This is a genomic window from Streptomyces sp. NPDC057950, from assembly GCF_042887295.1.
Classification (GTDB): Bacteria; Actinomycetota; Actinomycetes; order Streptomycetales; family Streptomycetaceae; genus Streptomyces; species Streptomyces kaempferi.
Map to the genome: position 1 here is coordinate 37,742 of NZ_JBHVPP010000030.1, position 20,493 is coordinate 58,234.

The following is a 20,493-nucleotide window of genomic DNA, read 5'->3' on the forward strand; positions in this document are numbered from 1 at the left end:
CATCGTCGCTACCCGGAAGTCCTCAACCGTATGCGCGCATCGCTAGGGTGTGGGGCTGAGATGGCCAGCGAGACCTGTGGGGAAGCCCGTGCGTGAATATCTGCTGACACTCTGTGTCACGGCCGCGGTGACGTATCTGCTGACCGGGCCGGTACGGAAGTTCGCGATCGTGGCCGGGGCCATGCCGCAGATCCGGGCGCGGGACGTGCACCGGGAACCCACACCGCGGCTCGGCGGTATCGCGATGTTCTTCGGTCTGTGCGCCGGACTGCTGGTCGCCGACCACCTGACGAACCTCAACGCGGTCTTCTCCAACTCCAACGAGCCGCGCGCGCTGCTCTCCGGGGCGGCGCTGATCTGGCTGATCGGCGTGCTGGACGACAAGTTCGAGATCGACGCCCTGATCAAGCTGGGCGGTCAGATGATCGCCGCGGGTGTGATGGTCATGCAGGGTCTGACGATCCTGTGGCTGCCGATCCCCGGTGTCGGCCTGGTGGCCCTCACCCAGTGGCAGGGCACGCTGCTGACGGTCGCGCTGGTGGTCATTACGATCAACGCCGTGAACTTCGTCGACGGGCTCGACGGGCTCGCCGCCGGCGTGGTGTGCATCGCCTCCGCCGCGTTCTTCCTGTACGCCTACCGCATCTGGTACAGCTACGGCATCGAGGCCGCCGCCCCGGCGACGCTGTTCGCGGCGATCCTGATGGGCATGTGCCTGGGCTTCCTTCCGCACAACATGCACCCGGCGCGGATCTTCATGGGGGACTCCGGCTCGATGCTGATCGGGCTGGTGCTGGCGGCCGGCGCGATCTCCATCACGGGGCAGATCGACCCCGACGTGATGAACCTCTTCACCGGTTCCCCGCGCAACACCGTTCACCAGACGGTGCCCGTCTTCATCCCGCTGCTGCTGCCGCTGACGATCATCGCCATCCCGGCCGCCGACCTCGTGCTCGCCATCGTGCGGCGCACCTGGCGCGGACAGTCGCCGTTCGCCGCCGACCGCGGGCACCTGCACCACCGACTGCTGGAGGTCGGCCACTCGCACAGCAGGGCCGTGCTGATCATGTACTTCTGGTCGGCGCTCATCGCCTTCGGCGCCCTCGCCTACTCGGTGAACTCCGGAGCCATGTGGAGCGTGCTCGGCATCGCCGCCTTCAGCGCGGTCGGTCTCGTGCTGCTCCTGCTGCCGCGCTTCACCCCGCGCGCTCCGCGCTGGGCCGAGCACCTCGTACCGCCGCGCTACCGGCGTCGCCGTGCCGCCGCCTCGGCGCTTTCGGCCGACGGTGGTGAGGAGGCGTCCGCGCAGGGCGCAGGGGCCGCGGGGGAGCGGGAGGACATCGACGACGAACAGCGTTCCCCGGTCGTTGTCGGAGTCTCAGGAGTCAACGGGGCGACGGCGATTGGCACTCGTGCGCGGGTCCTGGACCGGCCCGGGGCCGAAAGTTCACGCTGACGCAAAGTAAGAATTTTGCAAGAGCCGCCAGCGGCAAACCGCTCCAATACCAGACAAGTTGCCCGTTATTTTGCACAGACGCGCAGGTTCACTCTCATGTGTGACAGCGAGCACACCATCTAGGTAAAGACCGCATCAAATAGTTTGTGATACGGTTCACGAGAACCCGGGGTGGAGCCGAAGGGCCGTCGTGAGACGGCCCCTTGGCGTGAGGATCTCTCTCGACCCGGGACTACGCTCGTCCATGACGACACCCTGCCCCCCTTAGCAAGCGGAGTTGCCGCCATGCCGTCCAATGACGCCCGGATTCTCCTTCAGGCCGCCGTGCCCACAGCTGCCGTCGGCGCGATCGCCGCCGTGGTCAGCGGTGTGGTCGCGGGCGGCAAGGGAGCGCTCGGGGCGGTCGTCGCGACGCTGGTCGTGATCCTGTTCATGGGCATCGGGCTCTACGTTCTGCAGCGCACCGCCAAATCGCTTCCGCACCTGTTCCAGGCGATGGGCCTCCTGCTCTACACGGCACAGATTCTTCTGCTGTTCATCTTCGTCGCCGCGTTCAAGAACACGACGCTGTTCAACCCCAAAGCCTTCGCGATCACCCTGGTCGCCGCCACGCTCGCGTGGATCGGCGCACAGGCGCGTGCCCACATGAACGCCAAGATCCTTTACGTCGAGCCCGACTCCGCGAAGGGCGACAAGCCCGAAAAATCGGAGCACTCGTCGTGAGGGGTAGGGCCGGGATAAGTGCCTGTAGGAGATCCTGCTATCGTCCGGTGCCAACTGCGGCATCGCGGGCGCGGGCATCTGAGCTGACGCCTGCTCAATCGCGAGGCTTGATGCCCCACAGCCGCCCTCCCATCCGTAACACCAGTCCAGTGCCGAACCGCGGCTGCGCGCCGCGCCGACACAACGAGGTTGCCGTACCTATGCGCCACGCTGAAGGAGCCCGCGGTGAGTGCTGACCCGACGCAGGTGCTCGCCTTCGAGACCGACTGCCACATCTTCGACGGCTGTGGCTTCCCGGCTCCCGGCCTGCACTCGTTCCTGTTCAAGCCCCTGTTGGGCGACGGGGACAGCAACTTGTACTTCAACAAGACGATGCTGCTGGCGCTGCTCGGCTCGATCATCATCGTCGCCTTCTTCTGGGCGGCCTTCCGCAAGCCGAAGGTCGTCCCGGGCAAGCTCCAGATGGTCGCCGAGACGGGTTACGACTTCGTCCGGCGCGGCATCGTCTACGAGACCATCGGCAAGAAGGAAGGCGAGAAGTACGTACCGCTCGTCGTCTCGCTCTTCTTCTTCGTCTGGATGATGAACCTCTGGTCGATCGTGCCGGTCGCCCAGTTCCCGGTCACCGCGATCATCTCGTACCCCGCGGTGCTCGCCCTGATCGTCTACGTCCTGTGGGTCTCGCTGACCTTCAAGCGTCATGGCTTCGTCGGCGCCCTCAAGAACTTCACGGGATACGACAAGTCGCTCGGCGCCGTGCTGCCGCTGGCCATGGTCATCGAGTTCTTCTCGAACCTGATCGTCCGGCCCTTCACGCACGCGGTGCGACTCTTCGCGAACATGTTCGCCGGCCACACCCTGCTGCTGCTGTTCACGATCGCCAGCTGGTACCTGCTGAACGGCATCGGGATCGCCTACGCGGGCGTCTCGTTCATCATGGTGATCGTCATGACGGCCTTCGAGCTGTTCATCCAGGCCCTGCAGGCGTATGTGTTCGTGCTGCTGACCTGCTCCTTCATCCAGGGCGCGCTGGCCGAGCACCACTGAGCGCCCGCTTCTCGACCCCGCAGTCGTCCGGTGGCCAACCCCCACCGGTCCGTAAAGAAAAGGAAGAACTGGCATGTCCCAGACCCTTGCCGCTGTCTCCGGCTCGCTCGGCTCGATCGGTTACGGCCTCGCGGCCATCGGCCCCGGCGTCGGCGTCGGCATCATCTTCGGTAACGGCACCCAGGCGCTCGCCCGTCAGCCTGAGGCCGCCGGTCTGATCCGCGCCAACCAGATCCTCGGCTTCGCCTTCTGTGAGGCGCTCGCCCTCATCGGTCTGGTCATGCCGTTCGTCTACGGCGTGTGACGTCGGATCGACGACAGCCCACTAGACGAAAGGCACTGATATGAGCCAGCTGCTCATTCTGGCGGCCGAGCAGGAGAACCCGCTCATTCCGCCGATCCCTGAGCTTGTCATCGGCCTGATCGCCTTCGTCATCGTCTTCGGCTTCCTCGCCAAGAAGCTTCTCCCGAACATCAACAAGGTTCTGGACGAGCGTCGCGAGGCCATCGAGGGCGGTATCGAGAAGGCCGAGGCCGCTCAGACCGAGGCCCAGAGCGTGCTGGAGCAGTACAAGGCCCAGCTCGCCGAGGCCCGGCACGAGGCCGCGCGGCTGCGCCAGGAGGCGCAGGAGCAGGGCGCCACGCTCATCGCCGAGATGCGCGCGGAAGGCCAGCGGCAGCGTGAGGAGATCATCGCCGCCGGTCACTCGCAGATCGAGGCCGACCGCAAGGCCGCTTCGCAGGCGCTGCGTCAGGACGTGGGCAAGCTCGCCACCGACCTGGCCGGCAAGCTCGTCGGTGAGTCCCTCGAGGACCACGCCCGGCAGAGCCGCGTCATCGACCGCTTCCTCGACGGACTCGATGAGGCCGCCACGAAGGCCGAGGCGACTCGATGACAGCGCACGGAGCGAGCCGCGAGGCGTTCGCTGCAGCCCGTGAGCGTCTCGACGCGCTGACGGACTCGACGTCCGTGGACGCGACCCGGCTCGGCGACGAGCTGGCCGCCGTCACCGCCCTGCTCGACCGCGAGGTGTCCCTGCGTCGGGTCCTGACCGACCCGGCGCAGCCCGGTGAGGCCAAGGCCGAGCTGGCCCAGCGCCTGCTGGGCGGCCAGGTCGGCGGTCCGGCCGCGGACCTGGTGGCCGGTCTGGTGCGCTCGCGCTGGTCGCAGTCGCGCAACCTGGTGGACACGCTGGAGGAACTGGCGAACATCGCCGACCTCACGGCCGCCCAGCGGGCGAACACGCTCGACGACGTCGAGGACGAGCTGTTCCGGTTCGGCCGGATCGTCTCCTCGAACACCGAGCTGCGTGCCGCGCTGACCGACCGCGCCGCCTCGAAGGCGGCCAAGAGCGAGCTGCTGCGCAGCCTGCTCGGCGGCCGTGCCGACGTGACCACCGAGCGTCTGGTGACGCGCCTTGTGACCGCGCCGCGTGGACGTAGCCTGGAGGCGGGACTCGAGTCCCTGTCCAAGCTCGCCGCCGAGCGCCGGGACCGCATGGTCGCCGTCGTCACCTCGGCGGTGCCGCTGAGCGACGGCCAGAAGCAGCGCCTCGGCGCCGCTCTGGCGAAGCTCTACGGCCGCTCGATGCACCTCAACCTCGACGTGGACCCCGAGGTCCTCGGCGGGATCCGGGTGCAGGTCGGTGACGAGGTCATCAACGGCGCCATCGCGGACCGGCTCGACGACGCCGGCCGCCGCATGGCCGGCTAGCAGCAACTCAATACGCGTAACACGTTGTACCTACGGCCCTGGTTGGGCCGTGCAGAGGATTCCTGGGGGCTGACCCCAGACCCCCAAGAACACTTCGGGCCCAACAAGGAGAGCAGGGAACCCAGATGGCGGAGCTCACGATCCGGCCGGAGGAGATCCGGGACGCGCTGGAGAACTTTGTCCAGTCGTACCAGCCGGACGCGGCCTCGCGCGAGGAGGTCGGTACGGTCACCGTCGCCGGCGACGGTATTGCCAAGATCGAGGGTCTTCCCTCGGCGATGGCGAACGAACTGCTGAAGTTCGAGGACGGGACCCTCGGTCTCGCGCTGAACCTGGAAGAGCGCGAGATCGGTGCGGTCGTCCTCGGCGAGTTCAGCGGTATCGAGGAGGGCCAGCCGGTGCACCGCACCGGTGAGGTGCTGTCCGTCGCCGTGGGCGAGGGCTACCTCGGCCGCGTCGTCGACCCGCTCGGCAACCCGATCGACGGCCTCGGCGAGATCGAGACGACCGGCCGCCGCGCCCTCGAGCTGCAGGCCCCGGGCGTCATGGTCCGCAAGTCGGTGCACGAGCCGATGGAGACCGGCTACAAGGCCGTCGACGCGATGACCCCGGTCGGCCGTGGCCAGCGTCAGCTGATCATCGGTGACCGTCAGACCGGCAAGACCGCGCTGGCCGTCGACACGATCATCAACCAGCGCGACAACTGGCGCTCGGGCGACCCGAAGAAGCAGGTCCGCTGCATCTACGTCGCCATCGGTCAGAAGGGCTCCACCATCGCCTCCGTGCGAGGTGCCCTGGAAGAGGCCGGCGCGCTCGAGTACACGACCATCGTCGCCGCCCCGGCGTCCGACCCGGCCGGCTTCAAGTACCTGGCGCCGTACACCGGTTCGGCCATCGGCCAGCACTGGATGTACGACGGCAAGCACGTCCTCATCATCTTCGACGACCTCTCGAAGCAGGCCGACGCCTACCGCGCCGTGTCCCTGCTGCTGCGCCGTCCGCCGGGGCGCGAGGCCTACCCCGGTGACGTCTTCTACCTGCACTCCCGTCTGCTGGAGCGCTGCGCGAAGCTCTCCGACGAGATGGGCGCCGGTTCGATGACGGGTCTGCCGATCGTCGAGACCAAGGCGAACGACGTGTCGGCGTTCATCCCGACCAACGTCATCTCCATCACCGACGGCCAGTGCTTCCTGGAGTCCGACCTGTTCAACGCCGGCCAGCGTCCGGCCCTGAACGTCGGTATCTCGGTCTCCCGCGTCGGTGGCTCCGCCCAGCACAAGGCGATGAAGCAGGTCTCCGGCCGGCTCCGTCTCGACCTCGCCCAGTACCGTGAGCTGGAGGCGTTCGCCGCCTTCGGTTCCGACCTGGACGCCGCGTCGAAGTCGCAGCTGGAGCGCGGTCAGCGACTGGTCGAGCTGCTCAAGCAGTCTCAGTACCAGCCGATGCCGACCGAGGACCAGGTCGTCTCCGTCTGGGCCGGTACCACCGGCAAGATGGACGACGTACCGGTCACCGACATCCGCCGCTTCGAGAAGGAGCTCCTGGAGTTCCTGCACCGCAAGGAGCAGGGCCTCATGACCTCCATCAAGGAGGGCGGCAAGATGTCGGACGACACCCTCACCGCCGTCGCGGACGCCATCGCGGACTTCAAGAAGCAGTTCGAGACCTCGGACGGGAAGCTTCTCGGCGAGGACGCTCCGGCCGCCGCCAAGTGACGTAAGGAAGGGACCTGACTCATGGGAGCCCAGCTCCGGGTCTACAAGCGTCGCATCCGATCCGTCACCGCGACCAAGAAGATCACCAAGGCGATGGAGATGATCGCCGCCTCGCGTGTCGTCAAGGCGCAGCGCAAGGTGGCGGCCTCCGCGCCGTACGCGACCGAGCTCACCCGCGCGGTCACGGCGGTCGGTACCGGTTCGAACACCAAGCACCCGCTGACCACCGAGGCGGAGACGGCGACCCGTTCCGCGGTGCTGCTCCTCACGAGCGACCGCGGACTGGCCGGCGCCTTCAACTCCAACGCCATCAAGGCGGCGGAGCTGCTGACCGCGCGTCTCGCGGCGGAGGGCAAGGAGGTCGACACGTACATCGTCGGCCGCCGCGGTCTGGCCCACTACCACTTCCGCGAGCGCACGGTCGTGGAGTCGTGGTCGGGCTTCACCGACGAGCCCACCTACGCGGACGCGAAGAAGGTCGCGGGTCCGCTCATCGAGGCCATCGAGAAGGAGACGGCGGACGGCGGCGTGGATGAACTCCACATCGTCTACACCGAGTTCGTCTCGATGATGACGCAGACGGCGATCGACAGCCGACTGCTTCCGCTGCGCCTCGAAGAGGTTGCGGAGGAGACGTCCAGCACGGGCGAGATCCTTCCGCTGTACGAGTTCGAGCCATCGGCGGAGGACGTCCTCGACGCCCTGCTGCCGCGCTACGTCGAGAGCCGTATCTACAACGCGCTGCTCCAGTCGGCTGCTTCCAAGCACGCCGCCACGCGCCGCGCGATGAAGTCGGCGACCGACAACGCGGGAGACCTGATCACCACGCTCTCCCGCCTTGCCAATGCGGCCCGCCAGGCCGAAATCACCCAGGAAATCAGCGAGATCGTCGGTGGCTCCGCAGCCCTTGCCGACGCGACCGCGGGGAGTGACAAGTAATGACGACGACTTCTGAGACGGCCGTTGCCACGGGCCGCGTCGCCCGGGTCATCGGCCCGGTCGTCGACGTGGAGTTCCCCGTCGACGCGATGCCGGACATCTACAACGCCCTTCACGTCGAGGTGGCCGACCCGGCCAACGCCGGCGAGAAGAAGACGCTGACCCTGGAGGTCGCCCAGCACCTGGGTGACGGCCTGGTCCGCACGATCTCCATGCAGCCCACCGACGGTCTGGTCCGCCAGGCCGCGGTCACCGACAGCGGTACCGGCATCACGGTCCCGGTCGGCGACTTCACCAAGGGCAAGGTGTTCAACACCCTCGGTGAGGTGCTGAACAGCGACGAGAAGTACTCGGGCGAGCGCTGGTCCATCCACCGCAAGGCCCCGCGCTTCGACGAACTCGAGTCGAAGACCGAGATGTTCGAGACCGGCGTCAAGGTCATCGACCTTCTCACCCCGTACGTCAAGGGTGGAAAGATCGGTCTGTTCGGTGGTGCCGGTGTCGGCAAGACGGTGCTCATCCAGGAGATGATCTACCGCGTCGCCAACAACCACGACGGTGTCTCCGTGTTCGCCGGTGTCGGTGAGCGCACCCGTGAGGGCAACGACCTCATCGAGGAGATGTCGGACTCGGGCGTCATCGACAAGACCGCCCTCGTCTTCGGCCAGATGGACGAGCCCCCGGGCACCCGTCTGCGCGTGGCCCTCGCGGGTCTGACCATGGCGGAGTACTTCCGCGATGTGCAGAAGCAGGACGTGCTGTTCTTCATCGACAACATCTTCCGCTTCACGCAGGCCGGTTCCGAGGTCTCGACCCTGCTCGGCCGTATGCCCTCCGCGGTGGGCTACCAGCCGAACCTGGCCGACGAGATGGGTCTCCTCCAGGAGCGCATCACCTCGACCCGCGGTCACTCGATCACCTCGATGCAGGCGATCTACGTCCCCGCGGACGACCTGACCGACCCGGCCCCGGCCACCACGTTCGCCCACCTCGACGCGACGACGGTGCTCTCCCGTCCGATCTCCGAGAAGGGCATCTACCCGGCCGTGGACCCGCTGGACTCCACGTCCCGCATCCTGGACCCGCGGTACATCGCCGCGGACCACTACGCGACCGCGATGCGCGTCAAGTCGGTCCTTCAGAAGTACAAGGACCTTCAGGACATCATCGCGATCCTCGGTATCGACGAGCTGGGCGAGGAGGACAAGCTCACCGTCCACCGTGCCCGTCGCGTGGAGCGCTTCCTGTCCCAGAACACCCACGTCGCCAAGCAGTTCACCGGCGTCGACGGGTCGGACGTCCCGCTGGACGAGTCGATCGTGGCCTTCAACGCGATCATCGACGGTGAGTACGACCACTTCCCGGAGCAGGCGTTCTTCCTGTGCGGTGGCATTGAGGACCTCAAGGCCAACGCCAAGGAGCTCGGCGTCTCCTGAACCTCGTGTTCATGAGTGAGGGGGGCGGGGCCGCACCTCGCGGGGTGCGTCCCGTCCCTCTCCTCACGCCCATTAGACTTTGACCCAACACCCGGCGGCAACGGCCGGGTGGTGACCCGAGGAGCCCACCTTGGCTGCTGAGCTGCATGTCGAGCTCGTCGCCGCGGACCGCAGTGTCTGGTCCGGCGAGGCCACCCTGGTCGTCGCGCGTACCGCGTCCGGCGACATCGGCGTCATGCCCGGTCACCAGCCGCTTCTCGGTGTGCTGGAGTCGGGCCCGGTGACCATCCGTACGAGTGATGGTGGAACGGTCGTCGCCGCGGTGCACGGCGGTTTCATCTCGTTCGCGGACAACAAGCTGTCGCTGCTGGCCGAGATCGCCGAGCTGTCGGACGAGATCGACGTCCAGCGCGTGGAGCGGGAGCTCGAGCGCGCCAAGGCGGAGGGCGATGCCTCCGCCGAGCGTCGGGCGGATGTCCGACTCCGGGCGGTGTCGGCGCGCTGATCCGGGGGCACCTCCCGGACCCTTAGGGTACTGGGGGAGTGCCGAGTGATGCTTTGCCTCAGCCGCGGCTGGGACCGGATGATTCCGGCCCCGGCCGCGGCTGAGGCGAATGCGGAGGTTTTTTCTTTTCCGTTACCTAGGAGACGAGGAGGTCGGTGTCGATGGTCCTCGCTCTGACTGTGTGCGGATTGGTAGTGGCTCTCGTGGTGGTGGGGCTGTTCGTCTTCGGCCTCCGCCGCCGGCTCATCCAGCGTTCCGGCGGCACGTTCGACTGCAGCCTGCGCTGGGACGTGCCCGAGAAGAGCGACACCAGTGGCAAGGGCTGGGGCTACGGCGTCGCCCGCTACAACGGTGACCGCATCGAGTGGTACCGGGTCTTCTCGTACTCCCCCCGCCCGCGCCGTGTCCTGGAGCGCTCGGCGATCGAGGTGGCCGGCCGGCGTGCCCCGGACGGTGAGGAGGAGCTCGCGCTGCTCTCCGACGCGATCATCCTGGCCTGTGTGCACCGGGGCACACGCCTGGAACTGGCGATGAGCGAGGACGCGCTGACCGGGTTCCTCGCGTGGCTGGAGGCGGCCCCGCCCGGACAGCGTGTGAACGTCGCCTGACCCTCGCCCGCCGATGTCCGTGAACCGGGAAGACCGCCGCGGACGGACCCGGAGGTCCGCCCGCGGCGGCTGTACGGGGTGGTGCAGGGGTCAGCTCAGGCCGGTGTTGACGGCGCTGACCAGTTCACCGTTGCTGGTGTCGCCGCTGAAGTCCCAGAAGAACGCGCCGCCCAGACCCTGGGTCCTGGCCCACGCCATCTTCGTGCCGATGGTGGCGGGGGTGTCGTAGCTCCACCAGTTGCTGCCGCAGTGCGCGTACGCGGTTCCGGCGACCGTGCCGGTGGCCGGGCAGGACGTCTTGAGGACCTTGTAGTCCTCGATGCCCTGCTCGTACGTGCCCGGCGCGGGTCCGGTCGCGGTGCCGCCCGGCGCGTCCTGGGTGACGCCCGTCCAGCCGCGGCCGTAGAAGCCGATGCCGATCAGCAGCTTGCTCGCGGGCACGCCCTTCGACTTGAACTTGGCGATCGCGTCGGCGGTGGTGAAGCCGGGCGTCGGGATGCCGTTGTACGAGGTGAGCGGGGAGTGCGGGGCGGTCGGGCCCTGTGCGGCGAACGCGCCGAAGAAGTCGTACGTCATCACGTTGTACCAGTCGACGTACTGCGCGGCGCCCGCGTAGTCGGCGGCGTCGATCTTGCCGCCGGAGGTGCCGTCGGCCGTGGTGGCCGCGGTGACCAGGTTGCCCGTGCCGAACTTGGCGCGCAGGGCCTGCATCAGGTTCTTGTAGGCCGCGGCGCCGCTGGTGTCACAGGACAGACCGCAGGCGTTCGGGTACTCCCAGTCGATGTCGATGCCGTCGAAGACGTCGGCCCAGCGCGGGTCCTCGACGAGGTTGTAGCAGGACTGCGCGAAGGCGGCCGGGTTGGCGGCGGCCTGGGCGAAGCCGCCGGACCAGGTCCAGCCGCCGAAGGACCAGAGGATCTTGATGTTCGGGTACTTGGCCTTCAGTTCGCGGAGCTGGTTGAAGTTGCCGCGCAGTGGCTGGTCCCAGGTGTCGGCGACGCCGCTGACCGACTGGTCGGCGGTGAACGCCTTGTCGTAGTCGGCGTAGGAGTCGCCGATCGCGCACTGGCCGTTGGTGACGTTGCCGAAGGCGTAGTTGATGTGCGTGATCTTGGCGGCCGAGCCCGACGTCACCAGGTTCTTGACGTTGTAGTTGCGGCCGTAGATGCCCCACTCGGTGAAGTAGCCGAGCTTGACGGCCTTGCCGGTGGGCGGCGGGGTGGTGGTGCCGCCGGTGGTGTGCACCGAGACCGCGCCGCTGGCCGGGCCGGTCTGGTCGGTGGTGTCACGGGCCTGGACGGTGTACGAGTAGTCGGTGCCGGCGGTCAGGCCGGTGTCCGTGTAGGTCGTACCGGTCACGGTGGCGACCTTGGCGCCGCCGCGCAGGACGTCGTAGTTCTTGACGCCCTTGTCGTCGGTGGCCGCGCTCCAGGAGAGCTTCACCGAGGTGTCGGTGAGGGAGGAGGTGGTGGGGGTGCCGGGCGCGGAGGGCGGGTTGTCACCGGGGACGGTGGTGCCGCCGTCGCAACTGCCGCCGTTCAGAGTGCAGTTGGAGGGGGAGCCGGAACCGGCGCCGTTGAAGCCGAAGGAGACGGAGGCGCCTGCGGCGAGGGTGCCGTTGTAGGACTTGTTCTTGGCGGTCCAGTGGGTGCCGGAGCTGGTGACGTCCGCGTCCCAGGCCGAGGTGACGGACGTCCCGGAGGGGAAGTCCCACTGGATCGTCCAGGAGCTGATGGCGGTGGTGCCGGTGTTCTTGACGGTCCACTGTCCGCCGAAGCCCGTACCCCAGTCCTGGGTCTTGGTGTAGGTGGCGGTGGCCGAGGCGGCCGCATGGGCGGGGCTCGCGAGGCCGACGAGGGCGGCGAGGGGGAGGAGCAGGGTGGTGAGACCTGCCACGGTTTTCTGTCGGGCTCTGTGCCGGAAGCGCATGATGCCTCTCCTCGGGGGTGTCGTGGGCATGACTGAGCGCAGTGCGGTGAGAATAGAAAGGTCTGGACCATAGGTCAATAGGTCTGGACCAGTGAACGTGGCACTGTGCCGAAGCCCCAACTCCCCTGGGGGAAGGGTGGCTTGGGCCCGGCGATCAGCCGCCGGGCCCGTCCGCTCCCGGGCCGCTGTGGGTCAGCGCTCCCCGCCGGGCACCCACAGGACGTCGCCGGTCGCCTTGTTCGCCGTCCGAGCCAGGATGAAGAGCAGGTCGGAGAGGCGGTTGAGGTAGGTGGCGGTCAGCGGGTTCATGAGCTCGCCGTGCACCTCGAGTGCGGCCCATGTCGAGCGCTCGGCCCGCCGCACCACCGTGCACGCCTGATGCAGCAGTGCCGCGCCGGGTGTGCCGCCGGGCAGGATGAAGGAGCGGAGTTTCTCCAGTTCGTCGTTGAAGCGGTCGCACTCCGCCTCCAGCCGGTCGATGTAGAACTGCTCGACGCGCAGGGGCGGGTACGCGGGGTTCTCGGCCACGGGGGTCGACAGGTCGGCCCCCACGTCGAACAGGTCGTTCTGCACACGGGTGAGGACGGTGACGACGTCCTCGTCGAGCCCGCCGAGCGCGATCGCCGTACCGAGCACCGCGTTCGCCTCGTTGGCGTCCGCGTACGCCGAGATCCGCAGATCGGTCTTGGAGACCCGGCTCATGTCCCCGAGGGCGGTACTGCCCTGGTCGCCGGTCCTGGTGTAGATGCGCGTCAGATTGACCATGGGGTCAGCGTAGTTACGCCCCGGCCTTCCGGCGCGCACGTGTGCCCACCGTCACGGCGGGCACCGCCGGGCCGACGGCGACCGGGACGCCGTACGGCCCGTGGGCGGCGGCGCGGACGCCCGCGCGCCGCTCCTTTCCCGCGTCCACCGGACGGCGCGGCGGCAATGCGGGAGCCGGCCGTAATCCGGACGAAGTGTCACGCGAGGCGGTCGCCCTCCCCTGCGGGACCCAGGACCTGTTGGCCGGGAAGGCGCTCAACTACGGGGTGCGCGGCGCGGGGTGAGCCATCCGGTGTGATGTCCGTCAGATGAGACGTGACGCGCATTACTTACCGGTCACAGGGGCCCGCGCGAGCGCTAGTGTCCGCCCGAGAGGCAGACATATACAGCGCGTCAGGGGAGTCGCACAGTGGCACGGAAGCTCGCCGTCATCGGAGCCGGCCTGATGGGGTCCGGCATCGCCCAGGTGTCCGCGCAGGCGGGCTGGGACGTCGTCCTGCGCGACGTCACCGACGAGGCGCTGAAGCGTGGCACGGACGGTATCAAGGCCTCCTACGACAGGTTCGTGAGCAAGGGCAGGCTGGAGGCGCACGACGCCGACGCCGCGCTCGGCCGGATCACCGCGACCACCGACCTCGACGCCGCCGCGGACGCGGACGTCGTGGTCGAGGCGGTGTTCGAGAAGCTCGAGGTCAAGCACGAGATCTTCCGGACCCTGGACAAGATCGTCCGTCCCGACGCCGTACTCGCCTCCAACACCTCCGCGATCCCGATCACCAAGATCGCGGCGGCCACCGAGCACCCGGAGCGGGTCGTCGGTGTCCACTTCTTCTCGCCGGTGCCGATGATGCAGCTGTGCGAACTGGTGCGCGGATACAAGACGAGCGACGAGACCCTCGCCACCGCGAAGGAGTTCGCCGAGTCCGTCGGCAAGACCTGCATCGTCGTCAACCGTGACGTGGCCGGCTTCGTGACGACCCGTCTCATCTCGGCCCTCGTCGTCGAGGCCACCAAGCTGTACGAGTCCGGCGTGGCGAGCGCCGAGGACATCGACCTGGCCTGCAAGCTGGGCTTCGGACACGCCATGGGACCGCTCGCCACGGCCGACCTGACCGGCGTCGACATCCTGCTGCACGCCACCGGCAACATCTACACCGAGACCCAGGACGAGAAGTTCGCCCCGCCCGAGCTGATGCGCCGGATGGTTGACGCCGGTGACATCGGGCGCAAGAGCGGGCAGGGCTTCTACAAGCACTGACATCGCGTGCGCCTCTGGAGCATCACCCCATGAGGTGAATTCGGTATCGGTTCGCTTACAGACGGCAACCTCTGAGCCCTCAGGGCAGTCAGACGGTGCACACGGAAGACGCAGGCTGACGCAGCGTACGAGACGCACTCCCGGGGAGCGCATATGTACATCAGGGGCGACCACGCCGAGGTGGTCGTCGGGGGCCGCCTCGACGTACGCAGCGCGGCGGACGCCCGTACGGTCCTGCACTCGGCCGTCGACGACGGAGCCGGCGACCTGGTGCTGGACCTGTCCGAGCTGGACTCCTGGGACGCCACCGGGCTCGGTGTCATCATGGGCGCCCACCGGCGGGCCGGGCGGTGCGGCCGACGGCTCGTGCTGCGCGGCGTGCCCCCGCAGATGCAGCGTCTGCTGGTGGCCACCCGGCTGCACCGGATCCTCGCGATCGAAGGCGGCATCGGGGTCGAGTCGCTGCCCCGTGTGTGACCCGCCAGCGGCCCTTCCCAGGGAGCCGGCCGGGCGCGCCCCGGCGTACGCGCCGTGAGCGACGTACCACCTGAGCGGCGTACGAAACGTACGACGCGCGCAATCCTCATGAAGCTGTGACGTCTCGGGCGGCGCGGTACCCCGGCTGTTCCTAGATACTGTGCGAAGGTTTAGGGTTCGGCTGCCCGCCGCCCGAAACCCTTCGAGCGGGCACCGGACCAGAAGCGACAGCGCGGTGTGCAGCCAGGCCGGGAGGGGCTCGGCACACGACGCTTTTGGGGGGCTTGGAACATGGACCCGACCAACCGGGGATCCGAAGAGTACGTCCATGACGACGACGGCCAGGCGCCGCGCCCGCGCCCGCCACGCGATCCGCTCACCGCGGACCTGGGGCAGCACACGCCCGTACTCGCCCGTACCGTCCAGCTGGTCTCGGGCGACTTCCTGCTCACCGTCAATCCCGTCGACGGCAGCGAGATAAAGACCTGCCCGCCGGACGAGCGTCCGCAGCGGCCCGTCAAGTTCACCGCCGTGGAGCGCGCCGAGCTGAACCGCGCCTCCCAGCCGCCCGTACCGGCGGGACCGGCCCAGCCCCGACTGCCGCTCCTGGAGCGCCAGGAGGAGCGCGAGAAGCTGGTCCGCCTGCTGGCGCGCGGGCGCTCCGTACGCCTCACCGGTCCGGCCGGCTCCGGCCGCACCAGCCTGCTCGAGGCTGTCGCCGAGGACTGCGCGGACCTCGCGCCCGACGGCGTCGTCCGTCTCTCCGGCTACCGGCGCGGTGCGAACGATCTCCTGCACGACCTCTTCGCCGCCGTGTACCGCGCGCCCCTGCACCGGCCGGAACGGGACGAGCTGAGCGACCTCGTCCACGCGATCGGCGCGGTCGTCGTCCTCGACGACGCGGAGATCGGCGGCGCGGCGCTGGACGAGCTCCTCGAGGCCACACCCGAGTGCGCCTTCCTCGTCGCCGCGACCCCCGACGTCCCCGCGCCGTCCGCCGGCTCCCTCCTCGAAGAGGTGCACCTCGGCGGCCTCGCGCGGGCCGGTGGCCTCGAACTGCTGGAGCGGGCCGTCGGACGCGCGCTGACCGAGGAGGAGTCGAACTGGGCGGGCGACCTCTGGTTCGAGTCCGAGGGGCTTCCGCTGCGCTTCATGCAGGCCGGCGCCCTGCTGCGGCAGCGCGACCAGCTGAGCGCCGACCCGAGCGCCTTCGACGCGTACGGCTACCTCGAGGACGCCCCGGTGGACGCGCCCGTGGACGACGACGAGGGCACCGCGACACCGCTGCCCTCGCTCGCCGAGGGCGCCGCACCCGCCTCGCTGCTCGCGTCCCGGCTCAGCGAGTCGGCCCGCGCCACCCTGCGGTTCGCCGTCGCCCTGGGGGGCGAGGTGCCGCACCAGGCGCACCTGCCCGCCCTCATGGGCGACACCCACGCCGACGCCGCGCTCGCCGAACTGGCGAGCTGCTCGCTGGTCTCCCCGGTCGGCTCCCGCTACCGGCTGGCGGCCGGTGTGCAGGCCCAGCTGGAGACCGCTGGATACGCCGACGACATCGAGGAGCAGGCCGGCGCCGCGGCCCAGCACTACACCTGGTGGGCCGGACACCCCTCGGTCACCCCGGAGCGGGTCTGCGCCGAGGCCGACGCGGTGCTCGCCGCGCTCGGGGTGCTGGTCCCGCTCAGTACGGCCCCGACCGACGAGCAGGACGAGAACCCCGCCGTGCTGCTGGCCCGCACGGCCGCGCCCGCGTTCGCCGCCGGGCTGCACTGGAGCGCCTGGGAGCGGGCCCTGCGGGCCGGCGCCGAGGCCGCTCAGCTCGCCGGAGACGTAGGCGAACAAGCCTACTTCCACCACGAGTTGGGCATCCTCGCGCTTTGCGGCGGTCAGCTGGACCGGGCCCGCGCCGAGCTGGAGGCATCCATCGGTCTGCGCGGCGCCCTCGCCGACAAACGGGGCACCGTGGCGGGCCGCCGCGCCCTCGCCCTGGTCGCGGACCGCTCCGGCGAGGTCCTGCCCGGCGCCCTCGCGACGGCGGGCGAGGAGGTGTCCGACGCGCGGCACGAGGAGTCCGCCTCGCCGCCCGGTGGCGTACCGGCCGCGTTCCCCGCGGTGGCGCTGTCCGATCCTTACGGAGAGCCCTCGACGCTGATCACCCATCGCGCGCAGCCGGGTGCGGACAAGCACGTCGGGGTCGCCGGGCGGCTGGTCAGCGGTACCCGGCGCAATCTGGTCGCGGCGGGCGCGGGCGCGCTCCTGGTGGCCGTGCTGGGCACCGTGGTGACGCTCGGCGCGACCTCGAACAACAACAGCGACACCCCGTCCGAGAGGGTCGGCGTCAACCCGTCGGCGAGTCAGGGCTCCGACGACGACAGTCTCGGCGCGGACAAGCCGAAGAAGGGCGGGGACGACGGCGGGAGCGGCTCGGGCGTGGTGAGCACGCCGACCGATCCCGGCCCCGACGGCACCTACGGGACCTCGGACGACCCGACGCCGCCGGCCGAAGGGAAGCCGTCGGACGATCCGAGCGGAACGCACGGGTCGGGCGGCGGGCCGTCGAAGTCGCCGTCCAAGCCGACCTCGAAGCCGCCGACCTCCAAGCCGTCGTCGTCCCCGTCGAGGCCGTCGTCGAGCCCTTCTCCGTCGAAGTCGTCGACGGCTCCCTCGTCGCCGCCGCCCTCGGACACCTCCAGTCCGTCGACGGAGCCGTCCACCACCGACACCGCGAGCGGCCCCGGCGCACCGGCGAGCAGCGCCACCGTCGGCGCTCCGGAGAGCAGTTCCGCGGGTGTTCCGGAGAGCGGCGGCGCCGGGACCCCGAGCGGCGCGGTGATCTGAGACCGGGTACAGCGAGGAGGGCCGGGTCCGTCAGCGGACCCGGCCCTCCTCGCTGTGCGCTCGTGCGCGTCGCGGCGGTGTGCGTCAGAACAGGCGCAGTTTGTCGTCCTCGATGCCGCGCAGCGCGTTGTAGTCGAGGACCGTGCAGCCGATGCCGCGGTCCGTGGCGAGGACGCGGGCCTGCGGCTTGATCTCCTGGGCGGCGAAGATGCCGCGGACCGGGGCGAGGTGCGGGTCGCGGTTGAGGAGTTCGAGGTAGCGGGTGAGCTGCTCCACGCCGTCGATCTCGCCGCGCCGCTTGATCTCGATGGCGACGGTCCCGCCCTCGGCGTCGCGGCACAGGATGTCGACGGGCCCGATGGCCGTCATGTACTCGCGGCGGATCAGCGTGTAGCCCTCGCCGAGGGTGTCGATGCGGTCCGCGAGGAGCTCCTGGAGGTGCGCTTCCACGCCGTCCTTGATCAGGCCGGGATCCACGCCGAGTTCGTGCGAGGAGTCGTGCAGGATCTCCTCCATCGTGATGATGAGTTTCTCGCCCGCCTTGTTGATGACGGTCCAGACGCCCTCCTCCTCGCCCGCGCCCTCCTTCAGGGTGCACGGCGGCGACATCCAGTTGAGGGGCTTGTAGGCGCGGTCGTCCGCGTGGATCGAGACGCTCCCGTCCGCCTTCACCAGGATGAGGCGGGGGGCCGACGGGAGATGGGCGGTGAGCCGGCCCGCGTAGTCGACGGAGCAGCGGGCAATGACGAGACGCATGGTCGGCAACGCTACTCGACGGGCACAGGTCGACGCGATTCGCCCTGGAAGACGCCTGTTCGTTGGTGGCTGATTGTGTGCCTAGTGGGAGTTCACTATGTGCGCATTCTCCTGGTGCCGTCACCGTACGTTGCTTACCGTATAAACGGGAGGTCGCGATGTGTGTACTCAGCGTGTTGGAGATCGCGAGTTCCCTCATCTGTCCGGCAACCCCCGCGCTCTGGGGGTGCGAGAGGAGAACCCATGTCGCTCGACGTCTCACCGGCCCTACTCGAAAAGGCCGAGCGAGGCGAGGTCGACGAAGCTGAATTCGTCGACTGCGTCCGGACCTCCCTGCCCTACGCATGGGAGATGATCAGCTCCCTGGTGGCTCAGCTGAAGGTGGACGGCGGCAACTTCGCCGACAACCAGACGCCTCCGCCGGACGAGCAGGCACGTGGCCAGCTGCTGCGTGCGCTCGCGAGTGACGCGATACGCGGCGCGCTGCAGCGGCACTTCGGTGTGCGGCTGGCTTTCCAGAACTGCCACCGGGTGGCGGTGTTCCCACTGGACGCATCGGTGGACGACACACTGGCACGCTTCACCTCGGTGCGCAGTCAGTTGCTGAACCAGTCGCCGGAGTTCCGCGACTGCTGACGCCTTGATGCCGCACTGCTTGCCGCTCCGTACGCGGGAGGTGCATCTGTACCGGGGCGGCAAGCTTCCCGCGTGCGGGGTTCAGCCGAGGTGGGGGAGCACCTCGGCGCCGAGCCTGAGCACGTTCTCCTCCGTCGCCGCCAGATCTCCCGAGCCCTCGACGAGCAGGGCGAAGCGGGAGATGCCGGTCCGCTCCGAGGTCGCCGCGAGCCGGTCCGCGCACAGCCGGGGGGTGCCCACCGGGTGCAGCCCGCAGAGCAGTTCGGTGTACGCGTGGGGGTCCCGCATCGAGCGCGCGCGGCCGTCGACCGTGACATGCGCGTCCAGCCCCTGCTTCAACCAGCCCGGCATCGCCTTGAGGAGCGTCTCCACGGCGTCGGTACGGCGGTCCGCGATCTGGCAGACGCCGGCGGACACGTGGGCCGCGGCGCGGATCTCGTCCGCGGGGTGGCCCGCCACACGCGCGTACTGCCGCCACAGGGCCACCATTTCGGCCTTCTCCTCGTCACCCACATGCATGCCGAGGAGCATCGGCAGTCCGCGTTCGGCGGCCAGCCGCACACTCGCCGGTGAGGTGCAGGCGACCACGACCTCGGGACCGGGGGAGCCGCTCAGTGTCTCCGAGGGCCGGGGGACGACGGGGACCTCGCGGAAGGCGAACCGCTCGCCGCGGGCCTCCACGGACGGTTCGCGCAGCCAGCGCATCAGCAGGTCGAGTGATTCGGGGAACCCCTTCTCGTACGCCTCCAGGCCCGAGCCGAAGACCTCCAGGTCGACCCAGGGGCCGCCGCGCCCCACGCCCAGCGAGAAGCGGCCGCCCGAGGTCACGTGCAGCAGCGCGGCCTGCTCGCCGAGTGCCACCGGGTGGACGGTGGGCAGTACGCTCACGGCGGTGCCGACGCGGATGCGGCTGGTGCGGCCGAGCAGCAGGGCGGCGAGGGTGACGGCCGACGGGCACGTCCCGTACGGCACGAAGTGGTGCTCCGCCAGCCACACCGCGTCGAGCCCGGCCGCCTCCGCGACCTCGGCCGTCCGCACCGCCCGGTGCAGGGCCTCTCCCTGGCCCTGTCCGGGGAACTGGGCCGCCAGTACAAAACTTCCAACGTGCATGGTGCTTCCTGCTTCCTCGGCTCCGACACGGAGCTCCCCCGACCGGCATAACCGTCCGACACGTGCCGAAGACACGGCCTGTCGGAGGGATTTCCGGATTGTCTGCAGAATGCTCCGACGGGAGGGCGATCCGAGCGGGTTGTGAGGTACGCCTACCCCTGTGGGTGCCGCGTAGGCTGGACGAGGTCCCTGCCCCCTGTACAGCTCCGTGAGGTGTCCTGTGTCCCCGCGTCGCAACCGTTCCAAGGGTTCCGACCCCTCCGGCCGGAGCGCGGAGGACGACCGCTCCGAGCGGTACGGCGGCTGGCAGTCCACGGAGGACTGGCAGGGCGAGGAGTGGAGCGTGCGTCATGTGGCGGGCGCCAGCGCGCAGGGCAAGACCTACCGCTGTCCCGGCTGCGACCAGATGATCCCCTCCGGGCTCCCGCACGTGGTGGCCTGGCCGGAGCACTCGGGCGTCGACGAGCGCCGTCACTGGCACAAGGCCTGCTGGAACGCGAAGGACCGCCGCACCACGCGGGTGCAGCGGTCCCGTAACGCGCCCAGGTTCTAGGCGACTTCAGGTTCCTGTGGGGCTCGGGGCG

The 20,493-nt window shown here is 69.2% G+C and carries 21 protein-coding genes; 17 read left to right on the plus strand and 4 right to left on the minus strand.

All coding sequences use genetic code 11. The features are described 5' to 3' along the window. Positions 1–88 precede the first annotated feature (88 nt). The 11 genes from ACFVTC_RS37485 to ACFVTC_RS37535 all read left to right on the plus strand — a co-directional run bounded on the left by ACFVTC_RS37485 (position 89) and on the right by ACFVTC_RS37535 (position 10,143). Positions 89–1,456 carry an MraY family glycosyltransferase gene (locus ACFVTC_RS37485; protein ID WP_390133444.1) on the plus strand — a complete coding sequence of 456 codons (1,368 nt, stop codon included), beginning with the start codon at positions 89–91 and terminating at the stop codon, positions 1,454–1,456. Between the two features lie 285 nt (positions 1,457–1,741). After that, complete coding sequence (locus ACFVTC_RS37490; RefSeq protein ID WP_390133446.1) at positions 1,742–2,179, plus strand: hypothetical protein; 438 nt, start codon at positions 1,742–1,744, stop codon at positions 2,177–2,179. Between the two features lie 210 nt (positions 2,180–2,389). Beyond that, positions 2,390–3,226, plus strand: coding sequence for a F0F1 ATP synthase subunit A (atpB, locus tag ACFVTC_RS37495; protein WP_390133559.1), 837 nt, complete (start codon positions 2,390–2,392; stop codon positions 3,224–3,226). 73 nt (positions 3,227–3,299) lie between these two features. Further along, positions 3,300–3,530: an ATP synthase F0 subunit C gene (gene atpE / locus ACFVTC_RS37500; protein WP_031039373.1), complete on the plus strand. Its 231-nt coding sequence runs from the start codon at positions 3,300–3,302 to the stop codon at positions 3,528–3,530. Positions 3,531–3,570: 40 nt separating this feature from the next. Next, a complete protein-coding gene (locus tag ACFVTC_RS37505; protein WP_390133448.1) occupies positions 3,571–4,122 on the plus strand; it encodes a F0F1 ATP synthase subunit B in 552 nt (183 codons plus the stop codon). Next, positions 4,119–4,940 carry a F0F1 ATP synthase subunit delta gene (locus tag ACFVTC_RS37510; RefSeq protein ID WP_390133450.1) on the plus strand — a complete coding sequence of 274 codons (822 nt, stop codon included), beginning with the start codon at positions 4,119–4,121 and terminating at the stop codon, positions 4,938–4,940. Before ACFVTC_RS37505 ends, ACFVTC_RS37510 begins: the two co-directional genes overlap by 4 nt. Positions 4,941–5,065: 125 nt before the next feature. Further along, positions 5,066–6,655, plus strand: coding sequence for a F0F1 ATP synthase subunit alpha (gene atpA / locus ACFVTC_RS37515; protein ID WP_390133452.1), 1,590 nt, complete (start codon positions 5,066–5,068; stop codon positions 6,653–6,655). 21 nt (positions 6,656–6,676) lie between these two features. Continuing rightward, positions 6,677–7,594, plus strand: a complete 918-nt coding sequence (locus ACFVTC_RS37520) for a F0F1 ATP synthase subunit gamma (protein ID WP_329527421.1) — start codon at positions 6,677–6,679, stop codon at positions 7,592–7,594. Continuing rightward, the gene (gene atpD, locus ACFVTC_RS37525; RefSeq protein ID WP_390133454.1) at positions 7,594–9,030 is read left to right on the plus strand and encodes a F0F1 ATP synthase subunit beta; all 1,437 of its coding nucleotides are present in this window, start codon (positions 7,594–7,596) and stop codon (positions 9,028–9,030) included. Before ACFVTC_RS37520 ends, atpD begins: the two co-directional genes overlap by 1 nt. Before the next feature lie 130 nt (positions 9,031–9,160). Next, entirely contained in the window at positions 9,161–9,535 is a 375-nt protein-coding gene (locus ACFVTC_RS37530; RefSeq protein WP_054233220.1) for a F0F1 ATP synthase subunit epsilon, read from the plus strand. A gap of 161 nt (positions 9,536–9,696) precedes the next feature. Beyond that, complete coding sequence (locus ACFVTC_RS37535; protein WP_153288573.1) at positions 9,697–10,143, plus strand: DUF2550 domain-containing protein; 447 nt, start codon at positions 9,697–9,699, stop codon at positions 10,141–10,143. A gap of 90 nt (positions 10,144–10,233) precedes the next feature. Here ACFVTC_RS37535 and ACFVTC_RS37540 read toward each other — a convergent pair whose 3' ends face one another. Both ACFVTC_RS37540 and ACFVTC_RS37545 read right to left on the minus strand, forming a co-directional pair. Then, a complete protein-coding gene (locus ACFVTC_RS37540) occupies positions 10,234–12,072 on the minus strand; it encodes a glycosyl hydrolase family 18 protein (RefSeq protein ID WP_390133457.1) in 1,839 nt (612 codons plus the stop codon). Between the two features lie 192 nt (positions 12,073–12,264). Continuing rightward, positions 12,265–12,837, minus strand: coding sequence for a cob(I)yrinic acid a,c-diamide adenosyltransferase (locus ACFVTC_RS37545; RefSeq protein ID WP_390133459.1), 573 nt, complete (start codon positions 12,835–12,837; stop codon positions 12,265–12,267). 41 nt (positions 12,838–12,878) lie between these two features. On the opposite strand from ACFVTC_RS37545, the gene ACFVTC_RS37550 reads away from it, so the two are divergent. From ACFVTC_RS37550 to ACFVTC_RS37565, 4 genes are all read left to right on the plus strand, one after another. Continuing rightward, positions 12,879–13,121 carry a hypothetical protein gene (locus tag ACFVTC_RS37550; protein WP_390133461.1) on the plus strand — a complete coding sequence of 81 codons (243 nt, stop codon included), beginning with the start codon at positions 12,879–12,881 and terminating at the stop codon, positions 13,119–13,121. A gap of 125 nt (positions 13,122–13,246) precedes the next feature. Then, entirely contained in the window at positions 13,247–14,095 is an 849-nt protein-coding gene (locus ACFVTC_RS37555) for a 3-hydroxyacyl-CoA dehydrogenase family protein (protein ID WP_390133463.1), read from the plus strand. A gap of 153 nt (positions 14,096–14,248) precedes the next feature. Then, positions 14,249–14,572, plus strand: coding sequence for an STAS domain-containing protein (locus ACFVTC_RS37560; RefSeq protein ID WP_168530273.1), 324 nt, complete (start codon positions 14,249–14,251; stop codon positions 14,570–14,572). 291 nt (positions 14,573–14,863) lie between these two features. Next, entirely contained in the window at positions 14,864–17,407 is a 2,544-nt protein-coding gene (locus tag ACFVTC_RS37565) for an ATP-binding protein (protein WP_390133466.1), read from the plus strand. Between the two features lie 84 nt (positions 17,408–17,491). Here ACFVTC_RS37565 and nucS read toward each other — a convergent pair whose 3' ends face one another. Then, positions 17,492–18,163: an endonuclease NucS gene (gene nucS / locus ACFVTC_RS37570; RefSeq protein WP_194280581.1), complete on the minus strand. Its 672-nt coding sequence runs from the start codon at positions 18,161–18,163 to the stop codon at positions 17,492–17,494. Positions 18,164–18,406: 243 nt separating this feature from the next. On the opposite strand from nucS, the gene ACFVTC_RS37575 reads away from it, so the two are divergent. Beyond that, positions 18,407–18,799 (plus strand): SCO5389 family protein, encoded by a 393-nt coding sequence (locus ACFVTC_RS37575; protein WP_101400700.1) that lies wholly within the window; start codon positions 18,407–18,409, stop codon positions 18,797–18,799. Positions 18,800–18,880: 81 nt separating this feature from the next. Here the strand turns inward: ACFVTC_RS37575 and ACFVTC_RS37580 are convergent, their stop codons facing one another. Next, on the minus strand, positions 18,881–19,909 hold the full coding sequence (locus ACFVTC_RS37580) for an LLM class flavin-dependent oxidoreductase (protein WP_390133468.1): 1,029 nt from the start codon (positions 19,907–19,909) through the stop codon (positions 18,881–18,883). 220 nt (positions 19,910–20,129) lie between these two features. Between ACFVTC_RS37580 and ACFVTC_RS37585 the strand changes: the two genes are divergently transcribed. Beyond that, positions 20,130–20,462, plus strand: coding sequence for an ATP/GTP-binding protein (locus ACFVTC_RS37585; RefSeq protein ID WP_390133470.1), 333 nt, complete (start codon positions 20,130–20,132; stop codon positions 20,460–20,462). Positions 20,463–20,493: the final 31 nt, after the last annotated feature.